22 protein-coding genes are annotated in these 22,757 nt (G+C 29.2%); all 22 read right to left on the bottom strand.

Translation table 11 applies throughout. The features are described from left to right. Positions 1–134: 134 nt before the first annotated feature. Entirely contained in the window at positions 135–443 is a 309-nt protein-coding gene (locus DG046_RS09970; protein ID WP_417878136.1) for a TnpV protein, read from the bottom strand. A 1,179-nt stretch (positions 444–1,622) separates the two neighbouring features. Further along, the gene (locus DG046_RS10055) at positions 1,623–1,853 is read right to left on the bottom strand and encodes a type III toxin-antitoxin system ToxN/AbiQ family toxin (protein ID WP_008901383.1); all 231 of its coding nucleotides are present in this window, start codon (positions 1,851–1,853) and stop codon (positions 1,623–1,625) included. Then, positions 1,850–2,182, bottom strand: a complete 333-nt coding sequence (locus DG046_RS10050; protein WP_008901382.1) for a type III toxin-antitoxin system ToxN/AbiQ family toxin — start codon at positions 2,180–2,182, stop codon at positions 1,850–1,852. The genes DG046_RS10055 and DG046_RS10050 overlap by 4 nt, the downstream gene beginning before the upstream one ends. Before the next feature lie 278 nt (positions 2,183–2,460). Then, entirely contained in the window at positions 2,461–4,167 is a 1,707-nt protein-coding gene (locus DG046_RS00555) for a DNA topoisomerase 3 (protein WP_108830661.1), read from the bottom strand. Positions 4,168–4,593: 426 nt separating this feature from the next. Continuing rightward, positions 4,594–5,472 carry a CD1107 family mobile element protein gene (locus tag DG046_RS00550; protein WP_019132978.1) on the bottom strand — a complete coding sequence of 293 codons (879 nt, stop codon included), beginning with the start codon at positions 5,470–5,472 and terminating at the stop codon, positions 4,594–4,596. Between the two features lie 15 nt (positions 5,473–5,487). Continuing rightward, entirely contained in the window at positions 5,488–7,842 is a 2,355-nt protein-coding gene (locus DG046_RS00545) for a leucine-rich repeat protein (RefSeq protein ID WP_108830660.1), read from the bottom strand. Continuing rightward, entirely contained in the window at positions 7,839–8,096 is a 258-nt protein-coding gene (locus tag DG046_RS00540; protein WP_004837916.1) for a hypothetical protein, read from the bottom strand. The genes DG046_RS00545 and DG046_RS00540 overlap by 4 nt, the downstream gene beginning before the upstream one ends. A gap of 20 nt (positions 8,097–8,116) precedes the next feature. After that, positions 8,117–11,083 carry a C40 family peptidase gene (locus DG046_RS00535; RefSeq protein WP_019117237.1) on the bottom strand — a complete coding sequence of 989 codons (2,967 nt, stop codon included), beginning with the start codon at positions 11,081–11,083 and terminating at the stop codon, positions 8,117–8,119. Between the two features lie 9 nt (positions 11,084–11,092). Beyond that, complete coding sequence (locus DG046_RS00530; protein WP_019107261.1) at positions 11,093–12,058, bottom strand: DNA-methyltransferase; 966 nt, start codon at positions 12,056–12,058, stop codon at positions 11,093–11,095. After that, positions 12,030–14,525 carry a VirB4-like conjugal transfer ATPase, CD1110 family gene (locus DG046_RS00525; protein WP_108830659.1) on the bottom strand — a complete coding sequence of 832 codons (2,496 nt, stop codon included), beginning with the start codon at positions 14,523–14,525 and terminating at the stop codon, positions 12,030–12,032. Before DG046_RS00525 ends, DG046_RS00530 begins: the two co-directional genes overlap by 29 nt. Continuing rightward, positions 14,522–14,860, bottom strand: a complete 339-nt coding sequence (locus DG046_RS00520; protein ID WP_002838958.1) for a PrgI family protein — start codon at positions 14,858–14,860, stop codon at positions 14,522–14,524. Before DG046_RS00520 ends, DG046_RS00525 begins: the two co-directional genes overlap by 4 nt. Next, complete coding sequence (locus DG046_RS00515; RefSeq protein ID WP_019107263.1) at positions 14,860–15,117, bottom strand: hypothetical protein; 258 nt, start codon at positions 15,115–15,117, stop codon at positions 14,860–14,862. The genes DG046_RS00520 and DG046_RS00515 overlap by 1 nt, the downstream gene beginning before the upstream one ends. Before the next feature lie 17 nt (positions 15,118–15,134). Next, positions 15,135–15,998, bottom strand: coding sequence for a VirB6/TrbL-like conjugal transfer protein, CD1112 family (locus tag DG046_RS00510; protein WP_019107264.1), 864 nt, complete (start codon positions 15,996–15,998; stop codon positions 15,135–15,137). Between the two features lies 1 nt (position 15,999). Beyond that, a complete protein-coding gene (locus tag DG046_RS00505; RefSeq protein WP_002838961.1) occupies positions 16,000–16,215 on the bottom strand; it encodes a Maff2 family mobile element protein in 216 nt (71 codons plus the stop codon). Continuing rightward, complete coding sequence (locus DG046_RS00500) at positions 16,216–16,539, bottom strand: single-stranded DNA-binding protein (RefSeq protein ID WP_002842079.1); 324 nt, start codon at positions 16,537–16,539, stop codon at positions 16,216–16,218. Positions 16,540–16,729: 190 nt separating this feature from the next. Further along, positions 16,730–17,593 carry an Abi family protein gene (locus tag DG046_RS00495; RefSeq protein ID WP_019107265.1) on the bottom strand — a complete coding sequence of 288 codons (864 nt, stop codon included), beginning with the start codon at positions 17,591–17,593 and terminating at the stop codon, positions 16,730–16,732. Positions 17,594–17,744: 151 nt separating this feature from the next. Continuing rightward, a complete protein-coding gene (locus DG046_RS00490) occupies positions 17,745–19,547 on the bottom strand; it encodes a VirD4-like conjugal transfer protein, CD1115 family (RefSeq protein WP_070736945.1) in 1,803 nt (600 codons plus the stop codon). A 44-nt stretch (positions 19,548–19,591) separates the two neighbouring features. Continuing rightward, complete coding sequence (locus DG046_RS00485) at positions 19,592–19,798, bottom strand: hypothetical protein (protein WP_022620867.1); 207 nt, start codon at positions 19,796–19,798, stop codon at positions 19,592–19,594. Positions 19,799–19,994: 196 nt separating this feature from the next. Next, positions 19,995–20,486, bottom strand: coding sequence for a PcfB family protein (locus tag DG046_RS00480; protein ID WP_002838927.1), 492 nt, complete (start codon positions 20,484–20,486; stop codon positions 19,995–19,997). A gap of 14 nt (positions 20,487–20,500) precedes the next feature. Further along, the gene (locus DG046_RS00475; RefSeq protein WP_002838954.1) at positions 20,501–21,358 is read right to left on the bottom strand and encodes an ATP-binding protein; all 858 of its coding nucleotides are present in this window, start codon (positions 21,356–21,358) and stop codon (positions 20,501–20,503) included. A 14-nt stretch (positions 21,359–21,372) separates the two neighbouring features. Continuing rightward, on the bottom strand, positions 21,373–22,350 hold the full coding sequence (locus DG046_RS00470; protein ID WP_002838936.1) for a replication initiator protein A: 978 nt from the start codon (positions 22,348–22,350) through the stop codon (positions 21,373–21,375). A gap of 86 nt (positions 22,351–22,436) precedes the next feature. Next, on the bottom strand, positions 22,437–22,727 hold the full coding sequence (locus DG046_RS00465) for a CD1845 family protein (RefSeq protein ID WP_108830658.1): 291 nt from the start codon (positions 22,725–22,727) through the stop codon (positions 22,437–22,439). Positions 22,728–22,757: the final 30 nt, after the last annotated feature.

The raw sequence follows: 22,757 nt of genomic DNA, 5'->3' as shown, positions 1-22,757 counted from the left end.
TCTTCCATCTTCATGATTTCCTCCATGTATTAAAAATGTATCTATTTCTCTTTGACTTATTGGATTTGAGAAGGATATTTGCTCTCCCTGATTTTTAGCAGAAAAAAAGGAAGTAGACTCTAATTCCTCATTTTTTAGATTAAAATTATCTCCTTTTCCCCTATTTCTTGTAAGGTCATATCCATGTTCTTCTTCAATCTCAGATATTTCAGATAATCCTCTTCTTTCAGTTCTTCTGTCAGCCCCCAAGTTTCCATCATTTTGACTTCTTCCCTCGTGATAAAGTCCTCTATCTCTTTTTCCTTGAACAGAAGATGATCCATCAACGTTCCTTGCAAATACATTATCTGATAATCCTCTTCTTTGTTCTCCTTGAGAAAGTTCAATCTCATCCTTCCCCATCTGTTGAGTTTCTTTAAATCTATTTTCTCGGGAATTGCCATATTGGGTATTAGGACTTCCATGCCTTCCTCCAATTCTTCCATCTTGTATGTCCCTCCCTGTCTCTCGAAGGAATTCTCTTTGACGATTGGTGTGTAAATCCCCTCCTCCATGAGGTATTCCTTGCCTGCCAATGTTACTTTCTCTTCCATATTCCAAGCCTCCTTTAAAATTTATTTCATCGTTTATATCAGAACTTAATTTATTATAACGCTCCTTAAGCTCTTTTGTCTGCTCCAAATCTTTTCTTTCTTGAATTTTCTCTAAAATTTCTAATCTTTTTATTTCACTTCCCAAATCAAGTAAGATATTTTTACTTATATTAGCACTTATACTTAATACTTTGTCTATGTCCGAACTTGATATTTTAGACAGTAAAGATAAGTTTTCTTCTTTTAGCTGATATGAGACCTCCATTCTCTCGCTTATGGAAATTTTTACGGATTCTTTTAACAAATTAAAAAGGTCTACCTTTTGAATGCTTTTTAAACTTTCGTCAGATAAACTTTCTAAAATTTTATTGAATTTTCCTCTAACATTACTTTCTATTAAGGCATCAATTTTATCTTCTTGGCTTAATAGAAGCTTACTATCTTTTTCTTTAAACTTATCTATCAGTTCATCTAGTAAGTTTAAATGCTTTTTGCTATCATATTTCCATAGCTTTACCTCAGAAATATTATGATTAATACTTACTGTTTGCCTTATGTCGAAGATATATTTTATCCTTCCACTATCTATATCTAAAAGTGGTATTCCTTTTTCGCCTCTTTTAACGCTTCTACCTATACTTTTCCAATAATCAAATTCTGCACAGGCTGTTGCTTTTGGATCCATATTGTATATAGATATTTGATGTATATATGGATACTTATAGTTATTGCCTGATACCTTTAAATATTCCTCATATTTTTTTATATCTTTCTTAAATTCTTCTTTTGCAAGATAGATTGTTCTGCTTAAATCTACTATATCATATCTTGGCATTTTATCCCTCCTCATTATAGTGATAAAAATGAACTAAATTTTTATATATTTATTTATTAAACTTTATTTCTTTCCATTTTTTAAATTTCTGTAAGCAAAAGATAACTTTAACATGTCATTTACGCTATCTTTTTATTGCAATAAAAAAACGATTGAAATTTTTTACTTTTCTAATCGCTTTAACTGCCTTTATTCTATTGCTTCCAATCCAACATTGCTTTTTCTAACTTTGAAAAATTGCAATTTGCTCTTCTTATAATTCCTGTTTTCTTTTGATTTTTGTATATTTTTTCTACCTTTATCAAGACCTTTGTTTTTATTTTTAAACAAAAAGCGTATTCTTTTTGAAATAAGTCTTTATATCTAATATCCTCAAGTTCGTTAAAATCAATTCTTTCATAACAATCAGTCGGTACAGGAATCATTTTCTTAATATCCAATATAGATAATATGTGCATTTTTTTCTATCAGAATAATATTTGTAGATATCTCCATCTATAGTAATACTATTATCGATCACTTCATAAATCAAAAAATGCTCATCAGAAACATTCTTCCATTTTTTATGTTTTTCCTTTGCAGAAGAAATTGGAATAAAATAATTATAATTTTCTATACCAACAATAATTCCAACAAATGGTTTTATACTGTTTCTATACGATGGGTTGTAATAAACTTCTGAATCTACTTTATTTAGATATTCAAGGTAATCAGAGTTTACAGTATAAAATCCATATTTTATAACTTCTACCATTATTTTCTCCTAAAAAAACAGAGAGGTTTAATCCTCTCTGCTTGCTTTAATGCTTCACCTTTGGGATATAGGTAGTGAGACACCTTCTTTAATGCTCCACCTTTAACGGTAGTGGGACACCATCTTTATCTGATAAGAGTATAACATATATTCATAGTAATATCAAATAAGTAAATTTCCTAATGCCTACTCTTTTATCACTTATATTATACCCTATTTCTTTCATAAATCACTCCTTTCTTCATTCCTATAACCGTATTCAATTTTTTATAATCAATTTACTTATAATATTTACCTATAGTATTTTTTATTTCTTCTTCAATTTCTTTTAAAAAATTCTCTTTATTTTCCTTACCCTTTGCTATATCACTTAATCTCATTTCCCATTTTGCTGTTGTCTTTGGAGATTTAAACTCATCTATAACTATAGTAACTAGGTTTAATCCCTTCCTAGTTGATATTAGGTTTTTCTTTTCTCTTTTTATATAACCTTTGTATATCAAATTTTCTATTATTCCCGCTCTTGTAGCAGGAGTACCAAGTCCTTTTCTTTCAATTTCAACATCCTTAACTAATTCATCATTTCCAGCTATTTCCATTGCTTTTAAGAGTGTGTCTTCAGTGAAGTGTTTAGGTGGATTTGTATACTTCTCTTTTATATCTTTATTTTCAATATATAAAAAATCTCCTATTTTTACATCAGGAAGTTGTATATCTTCTTTCTTCTTTGATGTATATTCTTCTAAATATTTTGTAAACCCTTCTTCTGCAATTATTTTATAAGTGTTTATAAATTCAAACCCGTCAAATTCAGCCACTATCTTTGTTGTATTTTCTACAAGTGGATATCCAAAACTTGCATAGAGTTTATTTGTTATAAGTCTATATACTTTGGCTTCGCTTTCCGGGAGATTTGAAATATCCTTATTTAATGAACTTATCGTTGGAATTATTGCATGATGATCTGTAACTTTTTCAGAATTAAAAACTACCTTAATTCTTTCTGTGTCAAAATCATTTTTTCCTATAATATTATTTACAGTGCTTTCTATCATGTCTACTGTCAAATATCTTGAATCTGTTCGTGGATAGGTAATATACTTCTTTTCATACAGGCTTTGGGCATAATCTAGGGTTTGTTTTGCACTGTATCCAAAATACTTATTACATTCTCTTTGAAGTGTTGTTAGGTCAAAGGGCAGATTAGGCTTTGTAATCTTTTCTTTTTTAATTACATCGGTTATTTCAATTTTTTCTCCGATTAAATTTTTAAGCTGCTCTGCCACTATCTTGTCATCAATTCTATCTGTCGAAAGTGTAAATCCATTCATGGAAATCTCCACTGTATAATATTTTTCTTTTTTAAAACTATTTATCTCATCATCTCTATTCACAATCATTGATAAAGTTGGTGTTTGTACTCTGCCTACACTATAATTTTCATTATATAGACAGGAGTAAAGTCTACTTATGTTCATTCCAACAAGCCAATCAGCTATGGCACGAGCCTTAGCTGATTCAAAAAGATTATCATAATTACTTCCATCTTTTAAGTTGCTAAATCCTTCTTTTATGGAAGAGTCTTCCATTGAGGAAATCCAAAGACGTTTCATTTTCTTCTTACAATTTGCCATCATATATACAAGTCTAAAGATAGCTTCTCCTTCTCTACCAGCATCACAAGCATTAATAATGGTGTCAACTTCATTACTATTCATTAGTCTTTTAAGAATATTAAACTGTTTTTTAGTTGTCTTCGTTACCTCATACTTGTATTCTTTTGGGATAATAGGTAAATCTTCAATTCTCCACTTCTTATATCTTTCATCATACACATCAGGATTTGCCATTTGTACTAAATGCCCAACACACCATGAAACAATGTATCCATTCCCCTCATAATATCCATTATTTCTATTTTTTGCTCCTATAACTTTTGCTATTGATGCTGCAACACTTGGTTTTTCTGCGATTACTAATTTCATTTTTCCTCCTTTAATTTTTTAATAAAAAAATGAGAGATTAAATTTTCAATCCCTCATCTTTTTATAGCTCTACCGATTTTTTATTTTTTCTATAATATTTATTCCATTATCTATTACATCTTCAAACTTTATGTCTCTAGCATAAAGATTTTTCTTCGAATAAGAATTCCATCCGTATAAAAAAGCTTGATCCGTTTTTAGCATTCTCATTAAACTTATGATTTTATCTATATCAAATTCTTAATTATACAATCAATCATTTCAACTTAGCTTTACTTATATATTAAGTTTGTGCTGTCGTTTTGTTCATCGTTTTTTATTAAAGTTCCAGAATTCTAATTGTACTTTTCTATCGTATGTTTATAAATTTACACGATAATTAATTTTATTGTTGTCCTTAATCTACTGCTTAAATCATTGAGAAGATTAAAATTCATCTTCATCTGGAATAATTTCTGTATCTTCCTTATCTTCAAGATCATAATCCTCCCCTTCAGATTCATAATCATCTTCTAATTCATTATAATCTTGCTCATCTTCAAAACTTGCTTCTTCATTTTTTTTATAGATTTTGAAGTAATATCCTGCACCCATTACACCAACAATAATTAAACCCATAAATAAATAAAGTCCTATCCCTGATTTCTTTTCTTCTTTCTCCTCTTTCTTCGGTTTTTCCTCCACCGGTTCTTCTTTTTTCACTACTTCTTCTTTTGGCTTTACTTCACTTTCTCCTTCAATCATATTTAGTAGATCTTGTTCTCCAACTTCTGTTAGTAATTGTACATTTTCTTGATTTTCCGAATGATCTACAATGAGGTGCATAGTTTTTCCACTCTTTGTTTGAAAGGTTAAAAATTGTCTAACATCTATTGGATTTTCCTTTTTTTCATCTCTTGATGTTTGATCTTCTACTTTCGGTGTAATATCCTGTCCATTTTTATCTACATTTTCTATAACTGTTCCTCTTGCCTTATTTTCTTTTGTAGCTAATGGATTAATTGCTTTAGTATTGCCACCTTTAACAAGTTTAGATGGCTTTTCTTTTTTATCTACTTGCTCATTTTTTATGTTATTTTCTTGTATTTTCGGCACTTCCTGATAAGGAATTTTTTGACTCTCATTAGATGGTTCATATACATCTTCATCAAATAAGCTTTCTAATTCTTTACTTTTTTCTGGCAAATAAATATCATTTGACTGATTTTTTATTTCATTTTCATTGCTCTTAGCTATGGATATGCTTGGCATACTGAATAGTAAAAGGAGTAGCACTAAGGCTACCCCTAATCTTTTTTTCTTCATAATTCTCTCCTTTTCTTACTTTATATTCTTGAAGACATAAACTGCCTTTCTGCTATTATCCCATTCTATACTTTGATCTTTTTCATCTCTTATATCCCCACAGCTTGCATTAAAAGCTTTAGCTATATTGGAAATAGATGCGTGAATTCTTCCATTTATAATTACAGGTTTAGTGTCAGAATGATAAATGTTTCCTTGACTATCTTTCATAACACCAGTATCTATATTTAATCTTAGAGTTTTTTTAGGTAAGGCTGTATTTTCTTTATTTGAAAAGATAGCCTCTCTCTTACTATCATCATATTCTACATTAAACCCAAGAGTATAAGCTGCATATCTAACAGGTAGCATAATGCGATTATCCTTAATATATGCTTTTACATCCATATACACAGTAGTTTTCTTTCCATCTTTTATAATGTTATAAAAGTTTTTGTCTACTTGGAAAACTGCGAATTCTTTTTCATCTTTAACTTGTTTTTTACCTTGTTGGTCTTCTTGCTTTTTCATCTTGTTAAGATCAAATTGATTTAGAATATTCTTCTCATCAGCTTTCAAAAGTTCGTCCAACTTTTTATCTTGAGATTTCTTGTCTTCTTTCTTCTCTTTATTTTCTTTTTGGAGTTTTAGAATTTCATCTAATTTCTTGGATAAGTCTTGGTTTAAATTTTTGTCTTTTTCATCTTTAGCTTGTTTCTCAAGTTCTTCTTTTGCTTTTTTATTTGCTTCCTCGATTAACTTCTTTGCTTCTTCAATTTTCTTATCTAACTCTTCTTTTAGCTTTTTAATTTCTTCTTCAGAAGCTTTTTGTTTTTCTTCTAACCCTTTAATCTTCTCTTCTAATTCTTTTTTTGTATTTTCAGAAGATTCTTTTAAACTATCAATAGCCTTTTGAAGCTCTTCAATTTTCTTACAACATTCTGACTTAGAATTTTCTGTTTCTTTCTTTTTAGACTCGAGGTCTTTTATCTTAGTATCTTTTTCATCAAGAGCTTTTTCTAAGTCCTTAATTTTATTATCTTTATCCTCAATTTCTTTAGTCTTCTTTGCTAGTTCTCCTTCTAAAGACTCGAGCTTTTCTTGCATTTCTTTGATTTTATTTTCGTTTTTATCGGTCTTTTCTTTCTCAGCTTCTAACTCCCATTTTGTAGATGAATAATCTTCTTTTAGTTTTGCATTTTCATCTTGTAATCTTTTTAGTTCATCTTTAAGCTGAGTAATTTCTGCTATTAGTTCATCATTGTTAGAATTTTTAAGATCCTCAATTTCTTTATTCAATTGAGCAATCTTATTGTCTTTATCTCTAATTTCTTCTTCTAGCCTAGCTTTTTCTTGTTTTAGTTTCTCTCCATTATCTTTGCAAGATTCTAACTTTTCCTTTAACTCATCTATCTTTGATTGATCTTCTTGTTTCTTATCATTTAAGTCTTTGATCTGATTTTCTAAGTCCTTAATGTTTTTAGTTAAATCATCAATCTTATTGTCCTTTTCATCAATATCTTGTCCTGTCAAATCAGTTTGAGTATCAATGGAATATTTATTTGGATTGTATATAGTCATCTTTCCTTGATACATATCATTGTTATAATCAAATTCAAGTTCTACACTATCTACGTTCTTATCAAAGACAAACTCTCCATTTTCAAACCTTAATCCATTAGGAATAGATTTGAATCCTTGATTTCCGTTGAAACCAAAATGATTTTCGTAAAATGGATTTTGTTTTGGTCTATATTCAACATCTTGATTATGGAATACTCCTTTACTGTTAATGTTTGGATTGCCTAAAACTTTTATAGTGTGCAATTTATTTCTTGAAAAAGCGTATTGTTCAATTGTCTTTACAGACTTCGGTATAGTTATTTCTTGAAGGTTATTTCTTTCAAAAGCATTATGTTCAATATTTACCAAAGTATCAGGTAAAGTCACTTCTCTAAGTCCACAATTAAAAAATGCTAAACCACCAAGATAAGTTAGCCTATTTGATAGTTTTACCTCGTCTATACTTGCATCGTAAAAGGCAGCATAGCCTAAATGCTTAACAGAATCAGGAATAATTACTTTATCCCAATGTTTGCCACGTCCAAATTCTCTTTTATATCTAAGTTCATCGTTTAAATGACTTAAAGAATAATTTCCATTTATAGATTTTGTTCCTTCAGGAAATACTAGAACATTTGTCTTTTCTTTCTTTTCTAAGCCCTTATCACTAAAGGCAATTATATTTCCCTCAGAGGAATACATAAAATCATCTTCCGTCCACTCTACCTTATAATCTGTACTTGCATATACAGGACTTACAGCCACTATATTCACTAGACTTACAAGTAGCATTATCACAGCTAAAATTCCACTTGTTATTTTTTTCATAAATTTTCCTCACTTTCATTTGTATCTTTTCTTTTAAGTTCTTGTCTTTCTCTATTTTCTTCTTCCTTATTTTTTCTAACAATAAATAAAAATTCATCAAGAGATATTTTTTGACTTCGAAATTCCTTGATGACCTCTAAATTTTCTATTTCTTCTTGTTCCTCTACTAATAACTGAAGTTCTATTTCAATTTCTTCTTTTTTCTTTCTTAAATTCTTCTGTTTTTCTATGTTTCTGATTAATTTTTTATTCATAGATTTTTACTCCTTCCCCCTTATTTTGGTCTACCAAAGGAATAAAAGTGATTTTTCCAATATCTTGAGTTTATACTGGTATATTGGATAGGATCTCCTGCATGGAGCATCATTCCATTTCCGGCATATATCCCTACGTGAGAAATTGGCGTACCGGAATTATATGTGCCTTTAAAGAAAATAATATCCCCAGGTTTTGCCTCGCTTGGAGATATTGGATTACAATAGTTTTTATAAATAAGCCAAGCTGTAGTTCTTGGCATTCTCTTTACACCAGACTTTGTAAATGACCAACATACAAAACCTGAACAGTCAAAGTTAGATGGTCCACTTGCTCCAAACACATATCTTTTACCTATATGTTTTTCTGCTTCATTAAATAAGGCTTTGGCAGTTTCAGAATCAAAAGCAAGACCGGGATTTCCAAAGTTTGGATTGTCTATAATCTCTCCCAAGTTCCCATAGCTTGATCCAAAATATCCACTCATATTTCCCTGACTATCAAGTAATGCTAAATAATGAGCCATATTTGTTTCATAGTTTGCAAATTCTTCTCTTGCTATTTCATCAATACTTTTCTTTTTTATAGTTAATGTTAGAATTCTATAGGTGTATGGATTTCCTTCACTGTCATATTTTGTAATAGACTTTGAAGTATATTTTTTCTCATACATTTGATTAAATAGCTTTTTTAATTCCTTTTGTATCTCTTCAGCTGACTTAATCTCTCCATATCTTGCTGTTAAATAGCTAAAAAGCTCGTGTAGGTCATGACCAACAGAATCTCCTTTTATATGATATTCATCATAATTTGGATAATTTTCTTTAATACTATCTATTTCATCTTGTAAGGCATATTCATAACTTGTAAATTCATTGTTAATATCCATTAAAACTTCTTCTTTTGATAGATAGCTTGTAGCTATAACATTACTTGTTAATCCTGAAGTAAGACTGCCAACATTGCTAATTCCTTGAAATAGCATAAAAAAAAGTCCTAAAATACAAAGGGCAATTAAAATTTGCTTATATCCTTTGTTTTTTAAAGCTTCCAATGTTTTCTTTCCAATATTAGCGAAAGATTTCTTTACTCTATTTACTAAACCTTCCCCGTGTTTCTTCCTAAAATCTCTCTGAAACTTCTTTTTCATAAAAAATCGATTCAGTTTATTAGAGTTTTGATAAGCTTTAGTCTTCTTCAATTCTTCAAAATTTCTTTGAAATAGAAGTTTACTTTCTTTCTTATAAATTTTTCCTTCTAAAGATTTTATTTTTCTTTGAGTTTTTAAAGGTTTTTTTCTTCTAAAATGGCTAATTTCTCTACCTACAACTTCGGTAGTTCTACTAAGCTTATAAGCAGCGTTAACACCTGCATTATCATCTTTCCCACTATATAGATAGTTTGCCGTCATAGCACTCGCAAAAGTAATAGGTTTTTCTAAACCCGCTTTTTTTGACTTTTTCTTATACTTAATTAACTCTTTTTCTTTTTTATTCTTTTTCTCATATAGTTTTGATATTTTATCTTCCTTTTTATAAAACTTATCTTTTTCACTTTTGTTATCTTTTTTAGAATGGAATTTAGTTTTATTTTTTGTATCTACCTTATTTTCTTCAGATACATTTTTAGAATCCTGTACTTCTTTTTTTGTCCTGGTGTATTCTTTCTTTGGATCAAAGTTGCTTTTCTTTATAGTATTATCAAAAGCGTCTTTTATTTGTCTTTTCTTTCCCTTGTTTTTATTAGAAATTCCACTATGATTTAAATCAAGTTCATCTACTTCAAGATTCTCATTTTTTATTACGTTTTTTTCCTGTTTGAAGATTTCTTTTTTCGTGCCTATTTTTTCTTGATTCTTTTTATTTATATTATATTTATCTTTATTTTTTTCAGATTCACTTTTGAATCCTTCAGATAGGCTATCCTGTCTAAATTTCCCACTAGAAACCTTACCCATTAGCATATCTTTTTCTTCTAAATTTCTAACTTTGCCTTTGAAATATTTGCTATTTTGTTTTTTATTAGTATTCAGGTCTTGAATTATTTTTTTATCTTCTTCATTTGCCTTATATGATAGATATTTTCTTCTAAACTTCCCATTTAAAGATTTTAATTCTACTTTTTCCCCTTTATCCTTAAACTGACTTTGAGATTGATAAAGTTTTTTAAAGGTGTTTTTTTGAAAGCTTTCTTTCCCTTTCTCACCAAGAATAGAATAACCATCCCAATTTTTTCTTTGCACATCAGAAGATGGTAAATACTTATAGTCATCTCTTGTGTCCCTATATGATACATTGCTATCACTAAAGTTCATGTCATAGCGATCTATGACACCATCATTATCTGAGTCCTGCGATAAGGGATCATATGTTGAACTTACCTCTATATTAAAATCCTTATCTTCTTCTTTTCTAAATCTCCTTATTTTTTTCTCTTGCACTCCATTAAAACTTTCACTCTCAACGTTTTTCTTCCATTTTAAATTACTATTCCCCTTGTAATTTTTTTGGGGAGAAGTGCTACTTTTTAAATTAGAGCTAGTTGAATTTGGTCTATCATTAAAATCTTCTTTAAAGTTACTTAGCCTGTATTCTGTTTCTTGCCCGTAATATTCACCATATCTACTTTCCTCATTTTCTTCCATTTTTCTATGCTGCTGTTGCGAATATTCTGGCTGATATTCATTATGATAGGAGGCTTCTGCAAATTTTTCCTCATGGTTTTTTCTTTGTCTTCTTCCTCTATTTGACTTATCTTTTTCGTTGAGTAAATCCTGACTATTTTCTTGCAAATGAGATGAATAATACTTAGAGTTTTCATCATTATTGTCTATGTTATTCCTGCTTTTTACTTTATTAATTTCTTTTTTTGAAAAATCTGATTTTCTCTCTGTACTACTGAATTTTTCATTGCTTTCTTCTTTCTTTTCTGATATAAGTTTGGTCTTTGGTACATCTCTTGGGTTTACTTTCCCTTTCTTTTTCATATATACCTCCTATTTCATATTTTTCTCTATCCTTTCTTTAGCTATTTGACAGTAGTCTTTGTTTATGTCAATTCCAATATATTCTCTGTCCATCCTAATAGCTACCATTCCAACAGTTCCTGAACCCATAAAGGGATCAAGAATTAAGCCTTTTTTAGGACATCCTGCTTTTATACAAAGTTCTACCAGTTTTGGTGGAAATACCGCATAGTGTTTTCCTTTAAACGCACTGGTGTTAATAGTCCAAATATCTCTATTGTTTCTAAACTTAGGGACATTATCTCCTATATATTCTCCATACTCTCTTGCTTCATTTATGCTCTGTCTTTTAGCTCCTGTGCCTTCTTGTAAATACTTATTATCTTTTCCTCTTGCCCTCATATATCTTTTCTTGCTTATTTCTTTTATTGGTTCTTTCATAGCGTCAAAGTTATAGAAATACTTTCTTGCTTTTGATAGTAGGAAGATATGTTCATAAGACCTTGATGGTCTATCCCTACAAGACTCAGGCATGGCATTTTCCTTATGCCAAATAATATCGCTTCTTAAATACCAACCATCCTCTCTTAATTTTAAAGCTAGTTGCCAAGGTATCCCCATTAAGTCTTTTGCCTTGTAGCCACTGAGTTTTTCTGTAATAGACTCTTTTTGACCACTTCTTCCTTCTATGTTTTTAGGATCTTTATATTTTTTTTTGCTTCTTGTACCTGCATAAGAATCTCCAATAACTACCCAAAGTGTTCCTTCTTTTTTTAATACTCTTTTTACTTCTCTAAAGACTTTAATTAATTTATTTAAATATTCCTCCGGACTTTCTTCTCTTCCAATTTGTCCTTCTGCTTTATAATCTCTAAGTCCATAATATGGAGGAGATGTAATACAGCAATCAAATATTTTATCTGGAAATTCCTTTAGAGCAGAAATTGCATCTAAATTAATAATATAATTAGTTTTTAACTTCTCTCTGTCTATCAATTTCTATCCCTTCCTTTAATTCTTCTGGTTTAGTTGTCATTAACTTATACAATTTTGTATCTTTAGGAAAGCTATCTACAAAAGGTACTATTGTGTTTCCATAGAATAGTAATCCCTCTCCCTCATTGGAATTTGTGACGTAGGATAACTGATAAAGAGATATATTTAACTTGTTCGCTAAAATTTCCCTATCACCACTAGCTTGATTAAGCATTAAGATAAAATCAGTGTTATCAAATATATTTTCTATTTCAGGACTGGCTAAAAGGTCCTTTACATTTTGTGTTAATCCTGTTGGAATCCCTCCCCATTTTCTAAATCTCTTCCAAATTTCTATGGAATATGAGGCTGTTTGTTCTTCTCTTAAAAGCAAATGGAATTCGTCACAGTAATATCTGGTTTCCTTCTTATTTCTATTAATAGTTACTCTATTCCACACTTGATCTTGAACAATTAACATACCTATTTTTCTAAGTTGCTTTCCTAATTCCTTAATGTCATAACAAAGAATTCTATTTCCTGTATCTACATTAGTCCTATGATTAAATACATTAAGACTACCTTTGACATAAATTTCCATTTCTACCGCTAATTTTTTCCCTACATTTTCTTCTTGTTTTAAAAGTAAATTATATAAATCTTCTAAAATTGGCATATTTTCAGAAATGGGATTGTCGAAGTAATCCTTATATAATATTGGAAGACATCTATCAATTACTGAAGTTTCTTCTGCACTTAACCCTTCCTTTCCTACTACAAGTTCAAACAGTGAAAGAATAAAATCAGACTTTAAAGATAAGGGATTGTCTTCATCGGCATAGTCTACATTTATATCCAACGGGTTTATATAATCCTTACTTGTTGGCGATATTTTTATAACTTCTCCACCTAGTGCCTTAGTTAAATTTCCATACTCCCCTTCCGGATCACATATAATGATGTCATCTTGTGTGATTAAAAAAGCATTGGTAATTTCTCTTTTAGCCGAAAAAGATTTACCACTACCAGGCGTTCCAAGTATTAAACCGTTTGGATTCTTTAAAAGCTTTCTATCTGTCATAATGATGTTACGACTTAAAGCATTTAATCCGTAGTATAAGCTCTCTCCTTCTAAGCACAACTCTTCTGTTGTAAAAGGAATAAAGACTGCTGTAGAGCTAGTTGTAAGTCCTCTTTTTATTTCGATTTCATTTTTTCCAAGTGGCAGGGAGGAAATTAGTCCTTGTTCCTGTCTATAGTTAAGATTTTTCAATACACAATTATGCCTACCTGCTATTGAATTTAGTTGAAAGATTATATTACTCAATTTCTTTCTACTTTTTTCCATATTTGTAAACAAAATAGTTATGACAAACATTCTCTCATTATGATTTTGAAGTTCTACCAATAGTTTCTTAGCATCATTACCATAGGTAATTAAATCGCTTGGAAGAATATCAATATCATATCCTGATCTTATAGCCTTCTTATTTTCTTCAATTTTCATTTTATCCAAGTCCGTTATTTTTCTTTTAATCATCTTTATGGCTTCTGTTTGATCAATGGAATTTATATGAAATGTTACAATCATATTTTCTTCAACCCCTAAAAATTCTGATAATAATCTATCTGATAATTCAGGTGCTAGAATTTGCAGAAAGTTTACTTCTCCAAAGTATTCTCCAATTTTAAATTGATTGTGAGATGAAAAGTTAAATGATGCTGGTACTATATAATCCTTAGTAGATAGTCCACTATATTTTAGGTCTTCAAAGGAAAAAACAAAATTCTTATTCGGATTTAATATATCGTGAATAACCTTTAACCTTTCATATCCACTTAATACATAAGCTTTTACTCCCATCTGCTTAAAGTTATTTAATATATCCATTTCCATTCTTTCAAGTCTTGTAGTTGCCTCTTTTAAATCTTGTGCTTGTAAGCTAAAGGTGATATACATATATTTAGTAAGTCCATTATTTCCTTTCTGACTCTGATTTTTTAGCATTTCCCTGTACTCTTTTCGTATTTCATTATATGAATCGTTTCTATCCGGAACATTGATGTTTTTTTCTACTTCTTCATTTTTTCCTATACGATTAATATATGAAAGTTCCATATCGACACTTGGATCAAAATAGTTTAAAAAACTTGAAAATTCATTAAATATACTTTCCTTATCTTCTTCTGTGGAAAGCTGGTAGTTAATATCTAAAAAACGTATCATTTTATTAAATTTGTTCTTCTCAACTTGGCAAATCCCATTTCTCAACATTCTTAAATAAGGGATTGTTTCCTGAACACTCTTTTTCTTCTTCCCACCAAAAAAGGAAAGCTTCTTTTTGGGCTTTCCTTTTTCTTTAGAAATATTTGCTTTTTTCATCTTTTTTTGACTTATACTAATGCTTTTTAAATCTTCTTTTTGTTTTTTTAAATTTCTTTTTTCTTGATTTAATTTTTTCTGTTGTTTTTTCTGTATTTGATTCATTTACTCCTTTCCTTTCTTTGTTTCTTTATATCATAAATACATTCTGTCTTGTATATCCTTATACTTGTCTGTCTTTTCTTATCTATAATATACTTTAAATATTTTTCAAAATAGATCCCGTCCTTTTCATAAAGAGTTGCAAATATTATAGGAAAAGACACACCTATCATGATTAACATAGATAGGTCATTAGGCAGCACTTTTTTTACCATTAAATATACTGGAAAGCCTATTAGACCTGCAATTGTAAAGCCAATTAATTGTCTTTTTGTTAGATTTAGAGCTACCTTTGTTTTTACTTTTGTTAAGTCCTTTGGGACATTTACATAAGCCATTATTCTAAACCCTCTAAGTAAAAGCCATATATATCTTCTCTGTTCAGATCTTCTAATGATTTTCCCATATTCACTGCTATTTCTAATACTTTTTCATTCGTTTCTTCTCTATTATCTAAAACTTCCGATGTTTTTCTTATAATCATTCTATTTTGTATTTCTCTTGTAATATATCCCCCTATTAAAAGTATTGGGAGTCCTATTGTTCCAAGTGTTTTTAAATTAATTTTTTTGTCCTTTTTTCTTCTAATTTTCATCATCTTCTCCTTTTTTATTAATGAGCATTTAAAATTGATTTTGCAATACTTCCTGATTTCATCATAGTTATCCCAAGTATTAATGTGTATCCTAGTAATTCAAAAATACTTTTGTGTATGTCTGATATATTTAAAGTCTTAACAAGTACGGCATAAATTCCTACGCATATAAGTAAGAATAAACCTTGCAAGCCAAGTGCGAAGAGCCCTCTTATATAGTTTGTTCCAATACTTCCCCATTCTTTATTACCCATTGTGGCAAAAGGTATGGCGCAAACTGAAGTATAAATATATATTTCTATCATCCTGCCGTATAGAATAACTGTAATGAGTATTGATATCCCTTGAATTATCATCTTTACAATTGATGTCTCTAGTACTATAGTCATTAATTTTCCTATTGACTCTCCTTTTAGGCTATCTACCATATTAGCTATATCACCCGGAGAAACTTTTGCACTAGCATTTGCCACACCTGCTGCCTTTCCTATTAAATTCTGTGCCACATCAAATACTGCCATAGAAAAGTCAAAAGCATGAGATACAAGCCATACTGCTATCCACATTTTTATCATATATTTAAAAAAACCAAAGGTATCTGTGTCATGCATATTATTTTTGTTCATTACCATTTGAATTAATTCAATACATAGTACAGCCGTTATGATAAGACCTGCTATGGGAAGTATAACATTTTCTGAAATAGACTTTATGAAGTGGAAAACCTCCGAGTTCCATCCACTCGGAGTCTTTCCTACCTCATTTGCTATCGTTGATACTTTGTCATTTATATCAAGGAGCATTCCGCTTAAATTTTCCTTGATCATATCAATAAGTATCTCCGAAAAAAACTCTTTGATCTTATCTACTATATTAAACATTTTATTTTAACACGTTTGCTAATAGCGGTATTAGTTTTAAACCTATGAGTACAATTCCCCCTCCAGCCATAAGCTGCTTAATGCCTTGAGATTTAGCACCAGGGTTGTCATTCCCATAACCTTCCATCAGGTTGATAACACCCCATGCTCCAAGCCCTGCACCAATTGCTGTAACTAATATTTTTAATACATTTACTGCTTGTGTAAAAAATTCCATTTATATTTCCTCCTCTTTTTCTTCTTTTTTAATTTTATTTATGTGCTTTACGATAAAATTTTTAAATGTCTTGTCTTCTTTTTTTGTTTCCTTAAAATATCCAAAAATATGGATGTATTCTCCACTTTTAAATTCCTTCACACTTTTTGCCTTTTCTCCGTAGAGATTACAGTAGATATATTCTTTCTTAACCTTTCCTTCTTCTTTGTTCTTTCTAACTATTGTGAAGTTAGCTACTTCTTTTTCTCCTTCCTTTGTATCTATTGCAGTTGTTTTTATTTCTCCTACTAGATTTCCATTAATATTTAGCATTTCTCTTTCCATTTGTTCTATCTCCTTTATTCCATAAAAAAAGCGATAGTTTTCTCTATCGCTTCTACTTCTAATTAATTAATATTTCATTTTTCTCTGTATCTTATTTTTTCGGCTCATCTCGTATATATTTCATTCTTCCTCCTTTGGGCATAAAAAAACACCGAAATGTTTTTTTCGGTGTAAATTTCTCTATTTAATTTTATGGTTTTAGTAATTCTTTCCAGTTTTCTATAAAGCCAACATGTCTTAATTCAATATTTTCATATCTTGCTATTAGTGCTATTAGATCATGATAAAAATTTTTGTAATTTTCTTCTTCAGAAACTATTTTAAGATTAACTAATGTAGCAAATATTGTATTGTTTGAAATATTATTTTTTAAATATTCTTTATATAGCTTTGGTGATTTTGTAAGCTTTGCTCCATATAGCCTGCCATAATGGGCACATATATTTCTTATATAGGCAAAATTTTCTATCCAAGATTCAAAGTAATGGTAGTCTGTATGAAAGACTTTTGCAATTTTACTTTTATCTTCATTTTTCATATTCTTATACATTTTAGATAAAGTTCCAAAACTTGCTACTTCTATCACTGCATAGAGTGGAATTTCTCCACCTTCATAATTGTCTTTAAAGTTTTTTATAAATGGTGAGCGTCTATTTCTTTTAACTTCCCTTGCTAATTCTTCTAGTACCCTTTCTTGTTCCTTTTGTTTCTCAAAATTATTCATATCTTTATATGAAAAGTTCCCATATCTTAAAGAAAAATAGTTTGTGATAACTGCTCTTAAAGAAACTTCAATATGCTCTATTGTTTCAAATATAAGCTGTCTAAGTTCTCTATCAAATTTATATAAACTTACAATATCTTCAAAACTTATTCCTGATATATATCTTCCATCTTTTTTTAATGTGATACTATAAGCTTTAATCAGCCTGTAATAGGATATTCTTCCAAGAATTTTCTTAGCATAAGTTTTATCTTCTACTAAAAGTCCTAAGTCTATTAAGTTTTTTACTTGATTTTCTATACTAATCGGTTCTTGATGAATTTTTTTCATTTTTTCTCCTAAAATCAAATGACCCGACTTGGTCCGCATTGTTAAGAGGCGTGTCGGGTACTGTTGACATTATTATATGCTATAAAATATTTTTTGTCAAGTAATTTCTTTTAATCTTTCCTAAATATCTATCTTACTTCTAATTTTAAATTTATTCATCTAATATTTCAACTACCATACTCTCTTTTAACTTAACCTCATCTTTTCTCTGCAGGTATTTCTCTATGTCAAATATATTTCTCTTATCATAATCTTCAAGGAACTTATAATTCTTATGTTTGGTTATGTCAAATTTATCTGAAAGAAATGGTCTAACTCCTCTTAATTGGTAGATACATTTCCCACCATCCATTACAGTTATTTCATCTTGACTCATTAATTCTTTTCCAGTTTTTTGATAGTTTAAACCAAAACTCTTTTGATTTGATCTTGTTTCTGATGTGTTATATAGGTCTATGGTTTCTTTGCCTAGGCTTTCAGATAATTCTTTTAATGTTGTTCTTTCTTTGCCTCCTAAAAATAACGTCGAATCACAATTGCCAACTATGGTATCTGCATTATCTTTATAGATACTTTTTAGTTGTGATTGTGCTTGTAATATTATACAAGCTGATATTTCTCTACTTCTAATAGTTGCTATCAGCTTTTCAAATTTAGGAATTAAGCCGATATTTGCGAATTCATCAAGTAGGCATCTCACATGAACAGGAAGTCTTCCGCCATATTCATCATCTGCTTTATCACATAATAGATTAAATAATTGTGAGTACATTATTGATACTACAAAGTTAAATGTATCATCTGTATCCGATATTATTACGAATAAAGCTGTTTTCTTTTCTCCAAGTGTATCAAGCTCCAGTTCATCTTCTTTCATTAAGTCCCTAAGTTCCTGAATATCAAATGGAGCAAGCCTTGCTCCACAGGATATAAGGATTGATTTGGCAGTTTTTCCTGCTGCTAGTTTGTATTTCTTATATTGTTTTACTGCAAAATGATTTGGCTTTTCTTTTTCTAATGCTTCAAACATATAGTCTACTGCATTTTTAAAATTTTCATCTTCTTCTCTTACCTCACTTGCATCTATCATAGCAAGTAAAGTTGTAAAGTTCTGTTCTTCTTTAGGAGCTTCATACCAGATATATCCTATAAGTGCTGTGTAATAGAGTTTTTCAGCTTTCACCCAAAAATCCTCAGTTGATTTTTCTCCTTCTCCCTTAGTATTTGCAATTATTGTTTGTACTAATTTCAAAATATCTTTTTCACTTTTCAAGTATGCAAAGGGATTATATCTCATGGATTTTTTAAAGTTTATTGTGTTTAGTATTTTTATCTCATATCCATTTCTTTCCAACATTTTCCCACATTCCAAGACTAATGTTCCTTTTGGATCGGTTACTACATATGAAGAGTGCATTTGCATGAGATTTGGCTTTACAAAAAACCTTGTTTTACCACTACCAGAACCTCCAATTACCAATACATTTTTATTTCTCGCATATTTTGGATTTTTAGGTCTATTGTTCATGGTAAGTCTTTCAGTTTGAGTTAATAGCACATTGTTTTCAAACTTCTTGTCAATGTATGGCTCAATATCTTTTTCATTTCCCCATCTTGCCGATCCATATTCTCTGCCCTCTCTAAACTTTTTTGCTTTTTTCTTTTTCTGTATAAGGATTAACTTAATAACTACTGATAGAATTAGACCGGGTATCAGATTTTTTATTTTTAATGATGGAATATATTTTAAAGTATCTATTTGACTAAAAGCTACTAGAATTCTATCTATTATATCTCCTCCTACATAAGAGTTGACATGGCTTGCAAAGATATTTCCTATATAAAAAAATAAGAGGTAAGGAAGATTTTCTAATACAAATTTCTTCTTATCTCTTATCTTAAAAACATTTTTTATATCTTTTATTATTTCATTTAGTATTTTCGAATTAATCACTTCCTCTCCATAAAAAAGAGTAGATTTCTCTACCCATTAGTATCTTATTTATCTTTTTTATATATTATTACTGGAACTTGTTTTATTTTTTTACCTATCTTTTTTCTTTCCAAGACAAAAATCATATTCTCATTTCTTTTAAAATATCCTAAATCTCTATGATAGCTTATACCACACTTGCAATGTAATAGACCTATAAACTGTTGCTTCATCTTTGAGTTACATATGGGACATATTCTTTTATTTGTCATTTTAAACCACCATTATACTTATATTTTACTTTCAAAGGTATTTTTTAGTTTTTTCCCTAATGCTTCTGTTCTCATTTTTTATCTATAGATAAGAGAAATTCTTCTACTGGATGATTCCATCTTCTTTTTCATAGTATTCAACAATAAAGCTATTCATGCCTTCTCATCATATATATTATATATCTAAGTGCTTTTATTATAAACTTTGTTCCTGATGCTTATGTTTAACCTTATCTCTGTCAATAGTATCTTTGACTTTATCCTTGAAGTTATTAAGCCTTTCTATTACAGATTTTCTTTTTCTTGACTTATCTTTAGTAAATTTCTGGACTGTCTTTTTAAAAGCTTGTTCCATCACTTTTATATCTTTTGCTTGAAAAAAGATAATGTTGTTTCCATTTTCTAAATCTTTCTTTATGGAAAATTTCACCCCATATCTTTTTAATTCTTTTTTCAATGCTTTTAAGTCTATGTCATTTAATTCTAAGGTTTCTACTTTACCTTTTTTTACAAGATCTTTTACTTTTACTTTTTTAAATTTTTCTAAGGGTCTTGACTGTTCTGTCTGCGCTTTATGTTTATTTATTTCTAATATTTTCTTCATCAAATTTATAACTTGCTTGGCTGTAACTATCCCCGCTTTTTTTACTATGGCTATTGTTCTGCTATTTATATCATCATTTTGCATTCACTCACCTACTTTCATTCTTTTTTTAATATTTCATAGGCTAATTTTGATTTCTCCTTCATTTTTTCTATTCTTCTATTTTCTCCTGTAAATATAATGGGACTGCATATTTCAAGTATCCTTGAGTAAATTCTTTTATCTTTTATAGTTTCAGGATTAGTTAAAGCTGATATATTTAAGTTTGTTGTTATAATTAGAGGTTTCCCACTTCTATATCTACTATCTATTATGTTAAAGATATGCTCAGCTGCAAAATCTGTATCTCTTTCCATTCCAAAATCATCAATAATTAATAGTTTCTTATGATTTAGGTTATCTATATACTTACTCTTATCAATCTCAAAGTTAGTCATATCATTTAAAATTACTGAAAAATTTGTCATTTTGACTGATATTTCTTTTTCTAGTAAAGCATTTGCTATAGCACTTGCAAGATATGTTTTTCCACATCCCACATTCCCTATGAGAATTAATCCTATATTATTTTCATATATTTCATCAAATTTTTCCACATAATTTTTTGCTACTTTTTCATGCTCACTATCTTTGTCCATATTTTTAAAATTCCAATTTAATAAGATAGGATCAGAAAAACACTCTTTTTTTAAGTGTTCAATTTTTAAAAGCCTTTTATTTTCTTTTCTTTTTTCTTCCTCTAATTTTTGTCTTTCTTTTTTACATTGACATAAAATACCAACTTTTTTTATTTCTCCAAAGAAGTCTATTTCTTTTTCAATTGGTGTTTTACATTTTGCACAATATTTTAATCCTGTTTCTTGATCTATATAACTCCTATTTTCTTCATCTTTTGATGGACTATTTGTTTCTGCATTTTTTATTTTCTGTTCTAGGATTTCTTTTATTAATTCCATATGCTCCTCTCCTATCAAGTATTTAAAATTTCTCTCCATATATCCTCATCGTTACTATAGTCATAGTTTTCTCTTTTCTGATCTTCTCTCTTTATGACTTCTATGTTTCTAATATTTTCATCTGCATTGTATAAGAGAGTCAGTAGATAAGCATTAATGTTTCTAATATCCTTTGGAGCATTTTCTCTTAGGTATTTCAAAACATAGTCTATGTGTTTATAGTTAAGACTTAGAAATTTTTCTTTAAAATTTTCATTGGATATATGCCTCCCTCCTATTTTAATGTTTGTAAAGCTAGTTAAGGCTTTTACAAGTACATTTATCATTACATCTACTTGCTTCTTTTCTTCTATTCTTACTTTTTCAAAGATTTCATAAGATATATTCTTTTTTATAGTTTCTTTTAATTCTTCCTCCTCCAAAGTTTTTTTTGATTTTTCTCCTAGCTTTTCTAAGGGGGATATGGGGGTGGTATTATTAAAATCAGTATTATTAGTTTCAGTATTATTAATATTAGTATTATTAGAGTCCTCTTTTGAAACTTCTTGAGGTTTGTTTTCTAAACTTCCTGAAGTTTGTTTTTTAAACTTCTTGAGGTTTGCTTTTGAAACTTCTGTAGTTTTATTATTTTCTGTGTAAATAAAGTTCTTTACATAGAGTAAATTTGGCTTTCCAAGTCCTAACCTCTTTTTTTCTAATAATCCTATCTCTTCAATTTCTTTCATTACTTTGACCGATTTATTTCTCCCCCAATTTAATACTTCCATAATTTCTTCTATGGTATAGATAATGTATACCTTGTTTTCTTCATCTAACCATTTATTCTTAATTGACAAGCTCATTCTATCGAGTAGAATTCCATAAAGAATTTTTGCTTCTACGGATAGTTTTTTAAAATTTAAGTCGGTGAATAAAGTTTTGGGAATCCTAAAAAATGAATATTGTTCTGATTCATTGCCATAATAGTATTCAAATTTAACTATTTCTTTCATCATAACCCCCTTTCTTTTCATATAAAAAGAGATAGCTTTGATTTTGCTATCTCTTTTTCATCGTTTTAATCTATTTATTTTTATATTTAAATTGCTTTTATTCTTTCATTCACCTCTTCTATCACTTCTATAATAAAATATCCTAGCACTGGTAAACCATAAGGACTAAAAAGATATGCTAGTATAATTGCCTCTATAGCAAGTGCTTTTTCTCCATGATAAACAGATCCCAAAAATCCCATAATAGCGATAAATGAAATCAGTTTAAAAAATATTGTACTGAGTCCTAATACAAACGTTAAAAATAGAGTGATGATACTCAACGCTATACTAATAGGAAATAATATGATTTTGAAAAAAACTCTAAATATCATCATATTCTCTTCAATCCTTATTACTTATGTTTT

The sequence above is a fragment of the Aedoeadaptatus coli genome (genome assembly GCF_900343085.1).
Taxonomy (GTDB): Bacteria; Bacillota; Clostridia; order Tissierellales; family Peptoniphilaceae; genus Aedoeadaptatus; species Aedoeadaptatus coli.
Note: the sequence above shows the minus strand (reverse complement) of the source record. Positions and strands in the feature narration are given on the sequence as shown.

Coding starts and splice junctions, on each gene's coding strand:
- DG046_RS00540 (WP_004837916.1), bottom strand. CDS start 8,096: ATGAATAAAAAATTAATCAGAAACATAGAAAAACAGAAGAATTTAAGA.
- DG046_RS00525 (WP_108830659.1), bottom strand. CDS start 14,525: ATGAATCAAATACAGAAAAAACAACAGAAAAAATTAAATCAAGAAAAA.
- DG046_RS00505 (WP_002838961.1), bottom strand. CDS start 16,215: ATGGAATTTTTTACACAAGCAGTAAATGTATTAAAAATATTAGTTACA.
- DG046_RS00480 (WP_002838927.1), bottom strand. CDS start 20,486: ATGCAAAATGATGATATAAATAGCAGAACAATAGCCATAGTAAAAAAA.
- DG046_RS00470 (WP_002838936.1), bottom strand. CDS start 22,350: ATGAAAGAAATAGTTAAATTTGAATACTATTATGGCAATGAATCAGAA.
- DG046_RS00535 (WP_019117237.1), bottom strand. CDS start 11,083: ATGAAAAAGAAAGGGAAAGTAAACCCAAGAGATGTACCAAAGACCAAA.
- DG046_RS00475 (WP_002838954.1), bottom strand. CDS start 21,358: ATGGAATTAATAAAAGAAATCCTAGAACAGAAAATAAAAAATGCAGAA.
- DG046_RS00465 (WP_108830658.1), bottom strand. CDS start 22,727: ATGATGATATTTAGAGTTTTTTTCAAAATCATATTATTTCCTATTAGT.
- DG046_RS09970 (WP_417878136.1), bottom strand. CDS start 443: ATGGCAATTCCCGAGAAAATAGATTTAAAGAAACTCAACAGATGGGGA.
- DG046_RS00500 (WP_002842079.1), bottom strand. CDS start 16,539: ATGGAAAGAGAAATGCTAAATATTAATGGAAATCTAGTAGGAGAAATA.
- DG046_RS00510 (WP_019107264.1), bottom strand. CDS start 15,998: ATGTTTAATATAGTAGATAAGATCAAAGAGTTTTTTTCGGAGATACTT.
- DG046_RS00520 (WP_002838958.1), bottom strand. CDS start 14,860: ATGGCTTATGTAAATGTCCCAAAGGACTTAACAAAAGTAAAAACAAAG.
- DG046_RS00515 (WP_019107263.1), bottom strand. CDS start 15,117: ATGAAAATTAGAAGAAAAAAGGACAAAAAAATTAATTTAAAAACACTT.
- DG046_RS10050 (WP_008901382.1), bottom strand. CDS start 2,182: ATGGTAGAAGTTATAAAATATGGATTTTATACTGTAAACTCTGATTAC.
- DG046_RS10055 (WP_008901383.1), bottom strand. CDS start 1,853: ATGATTCCTGTACCGACTGATTGTTATGAAAGAATTGATTTTAACGAA.
- DG046_RS00495 (WP_019107265.1), bottom strand. CDS start 17,593: ATGAAAAAAATTCATCAAGAACCGATTAGTATAGAAAATCAAGTAAAA.
- DG046_RS00485 (WP_022620867.1), bottom strand. CDS start 19,798: ATGACAAATAAAAGAATATGTCCCATATGTAACTCAAAGATGAAGCAA.
- DG046_RS00545 (WP_108830660.1), bottom strand. CDS start 7,842: ATGAAAAAAATAACAAGTGGAATTTTAGCTGTGATAATGCTACTTGTA.
- DG046_RS00550 (WP_019132978.1), bottom strand. CDS start 5,472: ATGAAGAAAAAAAGATTAGGGGTAGCCTTAGTGCTACTCCTTTTACTA.
- DG046_RS00555 (WP_108830661.1), bottom strand. CDS start 4,167: ATGAAATTAGTAATCGCAGAAAAACCAAGTGTTGCAGCATCAATAGCA.